At 70.8% G+C, this 13635-nt stretch carries 11 protein-coding genes; 9 read left to right on the top strand and 2 right to left on the bottom strand.

Going from position 1 to position 13635, the window contains the following annotated elements; genetic code table 11:
- The first annotated feature begins 2 nt into the window (after nt 1-2).
- The 3 genes from AB0C75_RS23385 to AB0C75_RS23375 all read left to right on the top strand — a co-directional run bounded on the left by AB0C75_RS23385 (nt 3) and on the right by AB0C75_RS23375 (nt 3303).
- Nucleotides 3-875 carry a TauD/TfdA family dioxygenase gene (locus tag AB0C75_RS23385; protein ID WP_362893626.1) on the top strand — a complete coding sequence of 291 codons (873 nt, stop codon included), beginning with the start codon at nt 3-5 and terminating at the stop codon, nt 873-875.
- A gap of 137 nt (nt 876-1012) precedes the next feature.
- Nucleotides 1013-1477: a hypothetical protein gene (locus AB0C75_RS23380; RefSeq protein ID WP_362893625.1), complete on the top strand. Its 465-nt coding sequence runs from the start codon at nt 1013-1015 to the stop codon at nt 1475-1477.
- Nucleotides 1474-3303 (top strand): GMC family oxidoreductase, encoded by a 1830-nt coding sequence (locus AB0C75_RS23375; protein WP_362893624.1) that lies wholly within the window; start codon nt 1474-1476, stop codon nt 3301-3303. Before AB0C75_RS23380 ends, AB0C75_RS23375 begins: the two co-directional genes overlap by 4 nt.
- Before the next feature lie 107 nt (nt 3304-3410).
- Here the strand turns inward: AB0C75_RS23375 and AB0C75_RS23370 are convergent, their stop codons facing one another.
- Nucleotides 3411-4550: a helix-turn-helix domain-containing protein gene (locus tag AB0C75_RS23370; RefSeq protein WP_362893623.1), complete on the bottom strand. Its 1140-nt coding sequence runs from the start codon at nt 4548-4550 to the stop codon at nt 3411-3413.
- A 177-nt stretch (nt 4551-4727) separates the two neighbouring features.
- Between AB0C75_RS23370 and AB0C75_RS23365 the strand changes: the two genes are divergently transcribed.
- Together AB0C75_RS23365 and pruA are read left to right on the top strand one after the other, a co-directional pair.
- A complete protein-coding gene (locus tag AB0C75_RS23365; RefSeq protein WP_362893622.1) occupies nt 4728-5654 on the top strand; it encodes a proline dehydrogenase family protein in 927 nt (308 codons plus the stop codon).
- A gap of 45 nt (nt 5655-5699) precedes the next feature.
- Nucleotides 5700-7331 (top strand): L-glutamate gamma-semialdehyde dehydrogenase, encoded by a 1632-nt coding sequence (gene pruA / locus AB0C75_RS23360; protein WP_362893621.1) that lies wholly within the window; start codon nt 5700-5702, stop codon nt 7329-7331.
- 183 nt (nt 7332-7514) lie between these two features.
- On the opposite strand, the gene AB0C75_RS23355 is transcribed toward pruA, so the two are convergent.
- A complete protein-coding gene (locus tag AB0C75_RS23355; RefSeq protein WP_362893620.1) occupies nt 7515-9806 on the bottom strand; it encodes a glycoside hydrolase family 3 N-terminal domain-containing protein in 2292 nt (763 codons plus the stop codon).
- Between the two features lie 170 nt (nt 9807-9976).
- Between AB0C75_RS23355 and AB0C75_RS23350 the strand changes: the two genes are divergently transcribed.
- The 4 genes from AB0C75_RS23350 (at nt 9977) to AB0C75_RS23335 (ending at nt 13492) form a co-directional block, all read left to right on the top strand.
- On the top strand, nt 9977-10576 hold the full coding sequence (locus AB0C75_RS23350; protein WP_362893619.1) for a TetR family transcriptional regulator: 600 nt from the start codon (nt 9977-9979) through the stop codon (nt 10574-10576).
- A gap of 239 nt (nt 10577-10815) precedes the next feature.
- Nucleotides 10816-10947: a hypothetical protein gene (locus AB0C75_RS23345; protein WP_362893618.1), complete on the top strand. Its 132-nt coding sequence runs from the start codon at nt 10816-10818 to the stop codon at nt 10945-10947.
- Nucleotides 10948-11051: 104 nt separating this feature from the next.
- Nucleotides 11052-12095, top strand: coding sequence for a 3-isopropylmalate dehydrogenase (locus tag AB0C75_RS23340; RefSeq protein WP_362893617.1), 1044 nt, complete (start codon nt 11052-11054; stop codon nt 12093-12095).
- Nucleotides 12096-12388: 293 nt separating this feature from the next.
- Nucleotides 12389-13492: a branched-chain amino acid aminotransferase gene (locus AB0C75_RS23335; RefSeq protein ID WP_362893616.1), complete on the top strand. Its 1104-nt coding sequence runs from the start codon at nt 12389-12391 to the stop codon at nt 13490-13492.
- The last annotated feature ends 143 nt before the right edge of the window (nt 13493-13635 follow it).

Here is a 13635-nt window from a genome sequence, read left to right as displayed (position 1 = left end):
ACATGGAGCAGTACGAGCGCGAAGCGGTGGAAGCGGTGACGACGCGGCCTCCGCACCCGTACGACACCCTCACGATCGAGCGGATCACCCCCGTCATCGGCGCTGAGGTCTCGGGTGTCGACCTGTCGAAGGAGCTGTCGGCCGAGCAGCGGGAGGAGGTGGGGATCGCGTTCCGTGACCACCACGTCCTGGTCTTCCGCGAGCAGTCGCTCACCCCCGAGGACCACATGCGCTTCGCGGGCAGCTTCGGCGAGTTGCGTCCGGTCGACCCGCCGCCACCCGAGGGTGACCCCCACGTTCTGGAGATCCGCACGACCTCAGGGGCGGCGGACGCGGCCGGCAACGGCTGGCACGCCGACGGCACCGCGGATGCTCATCCGTCGCTGGGATCGATGCTCTACATCACGGAGATCCCGGAGCCGGGCTGCGGCGGCGACACCATGTTCGCCAACATGCACCTCGCGTACGAGATGCTGTCCCCGGCCATTCGGTCCCTGCTGGACCCGCTGACCGCGATCCATGACGGCGCGCAGGCGTTCCAGGGGTACACCCCGCCGGAGGGCTATGTCATACCCAGGAGCGAACACCCGCTCATCGCGCGGCACCCCGAGACCGACCGCAAGCTGCTGTACGTCAACAAGGCGTACACCAGCCGCATCCCGCAGGTCTCACCGCAGGAGAGCCGGGCGCTGCTCGACATGCTCTTCGACGCCATCGCCTGCCGGCCGGTCCTCCACTGCCGTGTCCGCTGGACCCCCGGCACCCTGGTGTTCTGGGACAACCGCTGCGTCCAGCACCACGCGATCTACGACTACTACCCCTACACGCGGTACGGGCAGCGGGTCGCCATCAACGGGGGCCCCGTCAAGGGCTGACGTCCCTGACAGGAGACGTGGGTTCACCGGGCCACACCCCCCGGGTTGCGTCCACGACGACTCACCCAGCGAAGGCACTGGCACGGACGAGCCGCATGACGTACTCGTCCGACAACGCAGGGAAAGGGATTCAGAGCATGGAACTCCACCAGTTCGCCGCCCTGTCGGCGAGGCTGACCGGTTTCGACTCCGGGGAGCTGCAGGAGAGCGGCATGGTGCACGCATACCGACAAGTCGTCACGGAACAGGCAGGGGCCGAGCGGCTCGACGGTCTCGCCGACTCGGTGGGGGTCTCGACCGACGACCCGCCGCGCTTCACGGACGAATCCGCCCGGGAGCTGGCGCGGGCCATCACCCACCTGTGGTACCTCGGAACATGGCCCGGCGTGCTCCGTCCACCCTTCCCGGACGGCGAGGCACCACCGCCGGCGTCGGGGCCGTTCGTGGTCTCGTCACGGGCCTACGAGCAGGGCCTGGTCTGGCGGGCGTTCGGCGGGCGTGCGCCTGGTACGACGGCGCAGGGGTACGGCAGTTGGGCCGACTCTCCGTCCGAGGTGACGCCCCTGGGAGCGCACGGCGGCGACTCGGCGGTCGCGAAATGACCGCCCCGGAAGGGCTGCGATGGGACGCGGTCGTGGTCGGTGCGGGGTTCGCGGGCTCCCTGGTCGCCAAGCGCCTCGGTGACCAGGGCTGGCGGGTCCTCGTGCTGGAGGCCGGCCACGGCGGGTCCAGCCCGGAGGGGGCTCATCTGGACGCGGTCGAGGCATACCGTTCGGCGCATCTCAAGGTGCCCAACTCGCCCTACCGGGAAAGCATGGCGGCCCCGTCGCCCGGCATGCACGACGTCGACGGGTACCTCGTGCAGAACGGTCCGCTCCCGTACGGCAGCGGCTATCTGCGGGCCAACGGTGGCACCGGTCTCGCCTGGACCGGGCTCGCGCCTCGGATGCACCCTGAGGACTTCCGCGCAGGGGACTTCGGACACGGGCGCAACTGGCCGCTCGGGTATGACGACATCGAACCGTACTACCGGGCGGCCGAGCGCGAGATCGGGGTGTCCGGCGATGCCGAGGAGCAGCACACGGCCATCGGTCTGCCGTTCCCTGACGGCTACCGGTTCCCCATGCGGGCAATCCCGCAGAGCTACCTGGACCAGGTCATGACGAAGACCCTGGACGGCAGCGCCGTGCAGGATCCGGGCGCGGATGATCCGGTCCGTCTGCAGGTCGTCACCACGCCGCATGCCCGCAACGGGCTGCCTGACCCCTCGTACGACAGTGGCGCCGGTTACCGGCCCGCCCCCGGTCCTCACCAGCCGGATCAGGGGATGCTGTGCCAGGGCCACGCCAGCTGCGTACCGATCTGCCCGTCCCAGGCCAAATACACCCCCCTCAAGACCCAGACCCGCTGGGGTCCGTCCGTCACCCTCGTCACCCAGGCGATCGTCACCCGGGTCCGGATCGGCGCGGATGGCCGAGCAGCGGGCGTCGAATACCAGTCCTGCCGCGACGACACCGCAGAGGTGGTGACACGCAGCGTCGACGCGGACCTCGTCGTCCTGGCCGCGCACGCGATCGAGAACGCCAAACTCCTCCTTGCCTCCGAGGCCGCCAACAGCAGCGATCAGGTCGGCCGTAATCTGATGGACCACCCGGTCCTGCTGACCTGGGGCCTGATGCCGCAGCAGGTCGGTGCCTATCGTGGTCCCGGCTCGACCTCCGGCCTCGAGGGTTTCCGCTTCGGTGCCGCCCGCGCCCGACGCGCTCCGTTCCGTGTAGAGATCGGCAACTGGGGCTGGACGTGGGCCCTGGGGCCGCCCGACCAGCGGGTCGCGGACCTCCTGTGCAACGGAGGGCCCGATGGCCAGGGCCTTTTCGGCACGCGACTGCGGCAGCGGCTCGGCGACCGGATCGGACGCGAATTCGCCTTCCAGTTCGAGATGGAGCAGGACGCCGATCCGACGAACCGCGTCACCATCGATCCTCGCCACCGCGACGCGCTGGGCAACCCGCGGCCGGTACTCCACTACGACTTGTCCGACTACGTCAAACGCGGTATCGCCGCGGCGAAGTCCGTTTCCGATCAGCTCTTCGATCTGCTCGGGGCAGAGGACCACACATCCTTCGAACCGGGGCCGGACTGGCCCGGCTACTTCGAGTTCGAGGGCCGCCCGTACGCCTACCGGGCGGCCGGACACGGAGCCGGTACCCACATCATGGGCGACTCGCCGGCCACTTCTGTTGTCGACGGGTGGCAGCGCTGTTGGGACCACCCCAACCTGTACGCCGTCGGGTGCGGCAGCATGCCCACCGTGGCTACGTCCAACCCCTCACTGACCATGGCGGCGCTGGCCCTGCGCAGCAGTGAGGAGATGCATCGCGACCTGCTCGGACAGCGCCGTATCGCATCCGCCGCACCCCTCCCGTAGAGGTGCGTCCCGCGCGCGAGCACCCGGTTCCCGGCGTTCCGTGATGCTCACCCATCCGAAGGACGGAAGGGCGCGGACCGTGGCGACGGGCGCAGACGGTGTCGTGCTCACAGCCGGGCCTGCTTCAGCGCCATGTGCAGCAGCAGCCGGTCCTCGCCGTCGTTCAGGTCGAGTCCGGTGAGCTGCTGGATCCGGGCGAGCCGGTAGTAGAGCGTCTGGCGGTGGATACCCAGCTCGGCGGCCGTACGGCTCGCCTGGCCCGCACGGTCGAGGAACACCTCGGCGGTGCGGGCCAGTTCCGCGTGGGGCGGAGTCAGCAGGGGCCGGACGACCGGGTCCTGCGTGGTGTCCGCCGCGCGGGGGAGGGCGGCCAGCAGCCGGTACGGGCCGATGGCCGACCAGTCGGCGACCGGGCCGAAGCGGGACTCCGCCGAGGCCGCGCGGGCGGCCGACAGGGCCTCGTGCCAGGAGTCGGCCAGCTCCGCCAGACCTCGGCGGGCGGCCGCGACGCCACCGGTCGCTGCGGGGCCGGCGGTGGAGCGCAGCCGCTCGGCCGCCGTCGTCGCCGGGTCGAGCGCCTCGGGGGAGCGCAGCCGGATCAGGCCCGCCAGCGCCTGGCCGCCGGCCACGGGCGCCGTGGCGAGTGCCGCCGCCGACGGCACCGTACGCACGGAAGGGGTCTCGCCGGGCCACGGGGTCACGCACACCACCGTGTGCAGCCCGTCCGCGTCGGCCCCCAGGGCGTCGTGCAGCGCGGCCACCGCCATGTCGCGCTGCCAGCCGCGCCCCGCGACGAGCACCGCGCCGAACTCCCGGGACAGGTCGGCGCCCGCCCGCTGCTCGTCGGCGAGCAGGGCCCCGATCCTGGCGGCCACGTCCATCGCCGCGGTCAGCTGCCCGTCGGTCGGCCCCGGGTCCGCGTCCAGCAGCCATACGTAGCCCAGGACGACACCCCGATGGCGTACCGGGAGGCAGACGCGGTCCCGGAACACCCCGGCCTCCGGGGCGGCCGGGATACGGACCGGGCCCGTCGCCCGGGTGATGCCGAAGCCCTCGAACCAGGCGCGCACCGCGGGGGTGGAGCGCCGGGTGAGGATCGAACGCGTACGCACGGGGTCCATGGCCGTGTCGTCGTCGCTGTCGTGCGCTCCGAAGGCGACCAGGCCGAAATCGCGGTTCTCCAGGGTCGCGGGGGCGTTGAGCAGCGCGGAGATCTCGTCGACCAGCTCCTGGTAATCGCCCTTCACCCAGCCATTCTCGCACTCCTTCAGACATATGTCTGAGATCCAGTGCACGGATGCGTGACAGCTGTCGATGGCAGGGGGGTGCGGGGGTCCCTAGATTTCACAGTGGTTCTCCGTGCCGTCCCGGTCTGTTCATATGCGTACCGGTCCGGCCCCGTTCGTACTCCGTGGAGGTGCCCCGTGCTGGGTCCCGTGATTCTCGCCGCGTCACGCAGCGACAAGATGCGTCGCTTCGTCTCCGCGGCGCCCGGCACCAAGCAGGTCGTCGACCGCTTCATCGCGGGGGAGGGCGTCGACCAGGTCGTCCCCGTCATCCGGGACGCGGCCGCCAAGGGCCTGGAGGTCACCCTGGACGTCGTGGGTGAGGACATCACCACCCCCGAGCAGGCCGCCGCCGCGCGTGACGCCTATCTGGAGCTCATCGGCCGGCTGAAGGAGCTCGGACTCGGCACACAGGCCGAGATGTCCGTCAAGCTCTCGATGTTCGGACAGTCGCTCGACAACGGCCACGACCTGGCCCTGGCCAACGTCCGCTCCGTCGTCGAGGCCGCCGCCGCGATCGGCACGACGGTCACCCTGGATGCCGAGGACCACACCACCCTCGACTCGATGTTCGCCATCCACGAGGAGCTGCGGAAGGACTTCCCGCAGACCGGCTGCGTGATCCAGTCCTATCTGTTCCGCACCGAGGCCGACGCCCGCCGCCTCGCCGCCGCCGGCAGCCGGGTCCGCCTGGTGAAGGGCGCCTACAAGGAGCCCGCCTCCGTCGCGTACCAGAGCAAGCCGGAGATCGACAAGGCGTACGTCCGCATCCTGAGGACGCTGATGCTGGGCGAGGGCTACCCGATGATCGGCTCCCACGATCCCCGTCTCATCGCCATAGGCCAGGAGCTCGCACGCCAGGCCGGGCGCAAACTGGACGAGTACGAGTTCCAGATGCTGTACGGCATCCGCAGCGAGGAGCACGTCCGGCTCGCGGCCGAGGGCCACCGGATGCGCGTCTACACGGCGTACGGCACCGACTGGTACGGATATTTCATGCGCCGCCTCGCGGAGAAGCCGGCCAACCTCCTCTTCTTCGCCCGCTCAGTCGCCACCAAGGGCTGACCCGCCCGGCCGACCACCCACCTCGATCAAGGAGACAAGGCACTCATGGACGCTGTCACCCAGGTCCCCGCGCCGGTCAACGAGCCGGTCCACTCCTACGCCCCCGGCACCCCCGAGCGAGCCCGCCTGGAGGCGAAGCTCAAGGAGCTCAGCCAGAACCCCGTCGACCTGCCGATGACCATCGGCGGCGAGAAGCGCATGGGCGGCGGCGAGCGTGTCGACGTCGTGCAGCCGCACAACCACCAGGCCGTCATCGGCACCTTCGCCGGTGCCACCGAGCAGGACGCCCAGGACGCCGTCGACGCGGCCCTCGCCGCCGCTCCGGCCTGGCGCGCGATGTCCTTCGACGACCGCGCCGCCATCATCCTGCGCGCAGCCGAGCTGCTGTCGGGCCCCTGGCGCGAGACGCTGGCCGCCTCCACGATGCTCGGCCAGGGCAAGACCGCGCAGCAGGCCGAGATCGACTGTCCCTGCGAGCTCATCGACTTCTGGCGCTTCAACGTGCACTACGCGCGCCAGATCCTCGCCGAGCAGCCGCCGGCGAACTCGCCCGGCGTGTGGAACCGCATGGACCACCGCCCGCTCGAAGGCTTCGTCTACGCGATCACGCCGTTCAACTTCTCGGCCATCGCGGGCAACCTGCCCACCGCGCCCGCCCTCATGGGCAACGTCGTGGTGTGGAAGCCGTCCCCGACGCAGACCCACGCCGCCGTGCTGCTGATGCAGCTCCTGGAGGAGGCCGGGCTGCCCAAGGGCGTCATCAACCTGGTCACCGGTGACGGCATCGCCGTCTCCGAGGTCGCGCTGAACCACCGCGACCTGGCCGGTGTCCACTTCACCGGCTCGACCCCCACCTTCCAGCACCTGTGGAAGACGGTCGGCAACAACATCGCCAACTACCGCACCTACCCGCGGCTCGTCGGCGAGACCGGTGGCAAGGACTTCGTCGTCGCCCACCCGAGCGCCGACCGCGCCGTCCTGAAGACCGCGCTGACCCGTGGCTCCTTCGAGTACCAGGGCCAGAAGTGCTCGGCCTCCTCCCGTGCGTACGTCCCGGCCTCCATCTGGAACTCCGGCTTCAAGGAGGAGTTCGCGGCCGAGGTCGACTCCATCACCATGGGCGACGTCACCGACCTGTCGCACTTCATGGGCGCCGTCATCGACGAGCGGTCCTTCGCGAAGAACAAGGCCGCGATCGACCGTGCCGCCGCCGACCCGACGTGCACGGTCATCGCAGGCGGCACGTACGACGACTCCGTCGGCTACTTCGTCCGCCCGACCGTCATCGCGTGCGACGACCCGGCCAACGAGGTCTTCACCACCGAGTACTTCGGCCCGATCCTCGCCGTGCACGTCTACGAGGACGAGAAGTACGACGCGATGCTGGAGCAGATGGAGTCGGTGTCCGACTACGCGCTGACCGGCGCGGTCATCTCCAACGACCGTGCGGCCGCCGCGTACACGATGGACAAGCTCCGCTACGCCGCGGGCAACTTCTACATCAACGACAAGTCGACCGGTGCTGTCGTCGGCCAGCAGCCCTTCGGCGGCGGCCGTGGCTCCGGCACCAACGACAAGGCGGGCGCCCCGCAGAACCTGCAGCGCTGGACGCTGACCCGCGCCATCAAGGAGACGCTGGTCCCGCCGACCGACTACACCTACCCCCACCAGGGCTGAGAGCCCCCACCAGGGCTGAGAGCCCCCACCAGGGCTGAGAGCCCCCACCAGGGCTGAGCGGCCACCTGCCCCTCCGCCCCAGGGGCGCCCGCCACGGGCGCCCCGCCCCCGCACTCCGCCTCCCGACCGGCTCCCCCCGCCGGCCGGGAGGCGGTTTCCATGTCCGCCGGCAGGAGGTCTGCCTCAGCCCTTCACGGTGAAGCCGACCCGCAGGAGGGCGTCGTCCGACGAGGACGGGCCGACGAGCAGCTCGAAGGCGCCGGGCTCGACGACCCGCCGGCCGGCCGCGTCCACGAGGGTGCACTCGGAGACCGGCAGCTCCAGCGGCACCTCGCGAGACTCACCCGGGGCGAGTGCCACCTGCCGGTAGGCCTTGAGCTCCTTCTCGGCCCAGGTCACTGACGTCACGGTGTCGCTGATGTACACCTGCACGGTCTCCAGGGCCGGCCGCTCACCGGTGTTGTGCACGGTGACGCGCGCCCGCAGCGTGTCGCTCTCCCCGACGCTCGCCGTGAGGACCTCGAGACCGGAGTAGGCGACGGTGGTGTAGCTCAGGCCCTCGCCGAACACGAAGGCGGGACGCTGGGTGAGGTCGGCGTACCGGGAGCCGTGCTGGCCGCGGATCTGGTTGTAGTACGTCGGCTGCTGACCCGCGTGCCGGGCGAAGGAGACGGGCAGCCGCCCCGACGGCTCGACGAGGCCCATCAGGACCTCGGCCACCGCCCGGCCGCCCTCCATGCCCGGGTTGAAGGCGTGCAGGACCGCAGCGGCGCCGAGTGCGGACGGCGGCAGCACCAGCGGCTTCGAGCTGATGACCACGACGACGAGCGGCTTGCCGGTCGCGGCCAGCGCGTCGAGCAGCGCGACCTGGTCGCCGAAGAGCTCCAGGGTCGCGGTCGAGCGTCCCTCACCGACCAGCTCGATACGGTCGCCCACCACGGCGACGACGTGGTCCGCGGCCTCGGCGGCGGCGACGGCCTCGGCGATCAGGGCCTCGGAGGGCTCGGCCGGTACGACGACCTCGGGGCGGGGCTGCCCGTCGGGGAAGAACGCGCCCTCCGGGTCAGGGCCCACGGCGAGGATCTCGGCGCCCCGCGCGTAGCTGATGTCCCAGTCGGCCGGGGCGTGCTCGCGGAAGCCGTCGAGCACGGTACGGATCATGGCGCGCGGTTGCCCGTCCGGCAGCCAGTCCGTCTGGCCGGACGAACCCGCCCAGTCGCCCAGCTGTGTCTGCGCGTCGTCGGCGTTGGGCCCGACGACCGCGACCTTGAGGGGAGTTGCACCCGCGGGGGCGACGGCGCGGCCGTCCTCGCCCGGCACCAGCCCGCCGGCCAGCGGCAGGGTGCCGTCATTGCTGAGCAGGACCAGTGAGCGCCGGGCGGACTCCAGATTCAGCACGGCGTGCGCGGAGCTGCCGATGACCGCGGCCTGCCGGGCGGCGTCGGGATGGCGGGGGTTCTCGAACAGGCCGAGCTCGAACTTCAGGGTCAGCACACGGCGTACCGCCGCGTCGATCTCCGACTCGTCCAGCGTGCCCTGGGCGACCGCGCTCTGCGCTCCCTCGAAGAACTGGCGGGTGGTCATCACCATGTCGTTGCCCGCCCGGACCGCCGCCGCCGCGGCCTGGGTGTGGTCGGCGTAGATCTTCTGCTCCCAGACCATGCGGCCGACGTTGTCCCAGTCGGTCACCAGAGTGCCCGTGTACCCCCACTCGCCGCGCAGCACCTCGTTGAGCAGCCAGCCGTTGACCGTGATCGGCACGCCGTCCATGGACTGGTAGCCGAGCATGAACGTACGGCAGCCCTCGCGGGCGACCCGCTCGAACGGGGGCAGGAACCAGGAGCGCAGCTTGCGCCTGGAGATGTCCGCCTCGCTCGCGTCCCGGCCGCCCTGCGTCTCGGAGTAGCCCGCGAAGTGCTTGGCGCACGCCAGGATCGCCGTCGGATCGGACAGCCCCTCGCCCTGATAGCCGCGGACCATCGCCGAGGCCAGCTCGCCGATCAGGAAGGGGTCCTCGCCGAAGGTCTCGCTGACCCGGCCCCACCGCAGGTCCCTGGTGATGCAGAGCACCGGCGAGAACGTCCAGTGGACGCCGGTCGCCGCGACCTCGACGGCGGTGGCCCGGGCGACGCGCTCCAGGAGATCCGGGTCCCAGGTCGCCGCCAGGCCCAGCTGCGTGGGATAGATCGTGGCCCCCTCCCAGAAGGAGTGGCCGTGGATGCAGTCCTCCGCGACCAGCAGCGGGATGCGCAGCCGCGTCCGCTCGGTCAGCGCCGCCGCTTCGAGGACGCGCTCGGGCGAGGCGTGGAGGATCGAACCCGCGTGCAGGTCCTCGATGAGGGACCGCACCCCGTCCTTGGCGTTCAGCTGGAGCATCTGACCGGTCTTCTCGGCCAGGGTCATACGGCCGACAAGGTCGTCGACCCGCTCGGCGACGGGGAGCGCGGGGTCGAGATAGGGCAGGGAGGGGGCCACGGGGGGTCCTTTCGCGACACGGTTCCCCTTCACCATAGAGTCAATCCCGACCACCTGGTAGGTATCTTTGGGCCGAATCTCCGGTGATCGGCTCCTCCGGAGGCATGAATGGGAACTGCACGCACCGAGATGCCGGGCCGGCCGAAGCCCGCGGACCCGGGGAGTGACGAGTGACGGCCGAGACGCGGCGCGGCTACGCGAAGGGCCGTGCGAAGCGGCACGAGATCCTCGAACAGGCCATGTCCCTGTTCGGCGAGGCCGGTTACCGGGGCGCGTCGCTGCGGGTCATCGCCACCCGCAGCGGCATCTCGCACACCGGCCTGCTGCACCACTTCCCGACCAAGGAGGCGCTGCTGCTCGCCGTGCTGGAGCACCGCGACGACGTGGACGACGCCTGGCTCTCGCTCGGCGGCCCCGCCGGCGTGGAACTGCTGCGGAGGTTCGTCGAGCTGGCCGCGCTGAACGCCGCACGGCGCGGGATCGTCGAGCTGTTCTCGGTGGTCTCCGCCGAGGCCACGGCCGCCGACCACCCCGCCCACGGATACTTCGTACGCCGCTACGAGAACTCCGTCGCGGGCGCCGTGCTCGCCTACGAAGAGGCCCGCGTCGAGGGCGCGCTGCGCGCCGGCATCGATCCGGGTGACGCGGGCCGGCAGCTGATCGCCCTGATGGACGGGCTCCAGGTGCAGTGGCTGCTCGGCGACGGCGCCACGGACATGGCGGGCGTCCTGCGCGCGCATGTCGAGGCACAGCTCACCGTGCGTCTCTGAGGCCGCGACCCGGGCCCCGATGCACACTCCGCTCGCGTCGCCGTCTCAGATAGTAGGAAGTCCGAGTATCTGTAGAGACAGAAGGCCCGAGCTGTCCTAACTTTGTAGAAGCCGAACGAATCGCTGATCCGGCGACCGGCGTGTGTGAGCGTGCCCCCGAGCAGGTAACCCCTGCGGCATCCGCTCCCCGCCCCCGTAGGCGCCTCGAAATCCACGCGATCTCAAGGAGTCGATCCCTCATGGCCGAGACCACCGCCCGCCGCCGTGTCCGACACACCTCGCACTCCGCCGAGTCGGAGCGCAAGAACGCCGCCGCAGCCCTGCAGCGCGCCCTCGACCGCCGGGACAACGGCGGCTCGACGGGCCACTGAGGCCCCGCACCCCCGCCTCCCGGCGCCCACCCCCGCGAGTCCGCGACCGTCCGCATCGTGGACGCCGCGTGTCATGGGGTGGGACGGAGGGCTAGAGTGCCGCCATGTCTCGCAGCATCGATCTCGCAGTGATCCCCGGCGACGGTATCGGCCAGGAGGTCGTCACCCAGGGCCTCAAGGTTCTCAACGCTGTTCTCCCGCAGGATGTGAAGCTGGAGACCAGGAAGTACGACCTGGGCGCCCAGCGATGGCACCGCACCGGTGAGACCCTTCCCGACGCGGAGCTCGAAGCCCTCAAGGGCCACGACGCCATCCTGCTCGGCGCCATCGGCGACCCGTCCGTGCCGTCGGGTGTGCTGGAGCGCGGGCTGCTGCTGAAGCTGCGCTTCGCCTTCGACCACTTCATCAACCTGCGGCCGTCGAAGCTCTTCCCGAACACCGCGACCCCGCTGGCCGGCCGCCCCGAGATCGACTTCGTCGTCGTCCGCGAGGGCACCGAGGGCCCGTACACGGGCAACGGCGGTTCGCTGCGCACGGGCACGGAGCACGAGGTCGCCACCGAGGTCAGCGTCAACACCGCCTACGGCGTCGAGCGCGTCGTGCGTGACGCCTTCGCGCGTGCCGCCGCCCGCCCGCGCAAGAAGCTGACGCTGGTCCACAAGAACAACGTCCTCGTGCACGCCGGCCACCTGTGGAAGAACACCTTCGACAAGGTCGCGGCCGAGTTCCCCGAGGTCAGCACCGACTACCTGCACGTCGACGCCGCGACGATCTTCTTCGTCACACAGCCGGAGCGCTTCGACGTCATCGTCACCGACAACCTCTTCGGTGACATCCTCACCGACCTGGCCGCAGCCGTGACCGGCGGCATCGGCCTGGCCGCGTCCGGCAACATCAACCCGACGGGCGCCTTCCCGTCCATGTTCGAGCCGGTGCACGGCACCGCGCCCGACATCGCGGGCCAGGGCAAGGCCGACCCGACGGCCACGATCCTCTCCGTCGCCCTCCTGCTGCGCCACCTCGGCTACGAGGCCGAGGCCGTGCGCATCGAGGATGCCGTCTCCGCCGACCTCGCGGAGCGTGACGGAAAGCACGCACGCACCACCGACGAGATCGGCGACGCGCTCGCGGTACGCGTAGCGAGCTGACCCGACGTCTCCACTTCGAAGCCGCCGGGTCGCAACCGCACCCGGCGGCTTCACCTTGCGGTCTCCGGGTGCCACCATCGACCTCGGACCGCGTTTTCGCGTCGCGCACAGCGTCACCGTGAACGTCACCGCAATCGCATCATTTCGTGCAGAGCCGCCCCCGGGAGATAATCGAACGCGGGGCCGCGGCTCGCGGTAGAGCTCGGACGTCCTACTACCCGCACGGCGACCGCCGTGCGGAGCGGGCGTGAGCGCGGTCCATCAGACGACAAGACCGTGAAGGACACGCACTCATGACGACGCCCACGATCGAGCTCAAGCCCTCCTCGCACCCGCTGTCCGACGCGGAGCGCGAGGCCGCGATGGCCAACCCCGGATTCGGCCGGCACTTCACCGACCACATGGTGACGATCAGCTGGACCGAGGGCCGCGGATGGCACGACGCGCAGCTCGTGCCGTACGGCCCGCTGTCGCTCGACCCGGCCAACATGACGCTGCACTACGCGCAGGAGATCTTCGAGGGGCTCAAGGCCTACCGGCAGCCCGACGGCACGGTGGCCACCTTCCGCCCCGAGGCCAACGCCGCCCGCTTCCAGCGGTCCGCCGCCCGGCTCGCGATGCCGGAGCTGCCCATCGAGACCTTCATCGAGGCCTGTGACGTGCTGGTCCAGCAGGACCAGGCCTGGGTTCCGCCGCACGGCGGCGAGGAGTCCCTCTACCTGCGCCCGTTCATGATCGCCGCAGAGGTGGGCCTCGGTGTCCGGCCGGCCAACGAGTACCTCTTCATCGTCATCGCGTCGCCCGCCGGCGCCTACTTCCCCGGCGGTGTGCGGCCGGTCTCGATCTGGCTGTCCCAGGACCGGGTGCGCGCCGTCCCCGGTGGTGTCGGCGACGCCAAGACCGGCGGCAACTACGCGGCCTCCCTCCTCGCCCAGGCGGAGGCGGCCGAGCAGGGCTGCGACCAGGTCGCCTACCTCGACGCCGTCGAGCACAAGTGGGTCGAGGAGCTCGGCGGCATGAACCTCTACTTCGTGTACGGGCAGGAGGACGGCGGCAAGCGGATCGTCACCCCGACCCTCAGCGGCTCGCTGCTCGCCGGCGTCACCCGTGACTCCCTGCTCACCGTGGCCCGTGACCTCGGCTACACCTCCGAGGAGGGCCGGGTCTCCATCGACCAGTGGCGCGGGGACACCGAGAACGGCACCCTCACCGAGGTCTTCGCCTGTGGCACCGCCGCCGTCATCACGCCCGTCGGCACCGTGAAGTCCGCGGACGGCGAGTGGACCCAGGGCGACGGCACCCCTGGCGAGGTCACCCTCAAGCTGCGCGAGCGCCTGCTGGACATCCAGCGCGGCGTCGCGAAGGACACCCACGGCTGGATGCACGAGCTCGGTTGATCACGGCCGCACGTTCCGCCTGCCGTAAGGTCACCGGCCGCACGTTCCGCAGGCCACACGCTCACCGGCCGATACGTTCACCGGCCGTACGCTCCGCCGGCAGTCCGGCGAAGGCCGCGCCCCACCCGGGCGCGGCCTTCGCC

The organism is Streptomyces sp. NPDC048565, assembly GCF_040650935.1.
Taxonomy (GTDB): domain Bacteria; phylum Actinomycetota; class Actinomycetes; order Streptomycetales; family Streptomycetaceae; genus Streptomyces.
Note: the sequence above shows the minus strand (reverse complement) of the source record. Positions and strands in the feature narration are given on the sequence as shown.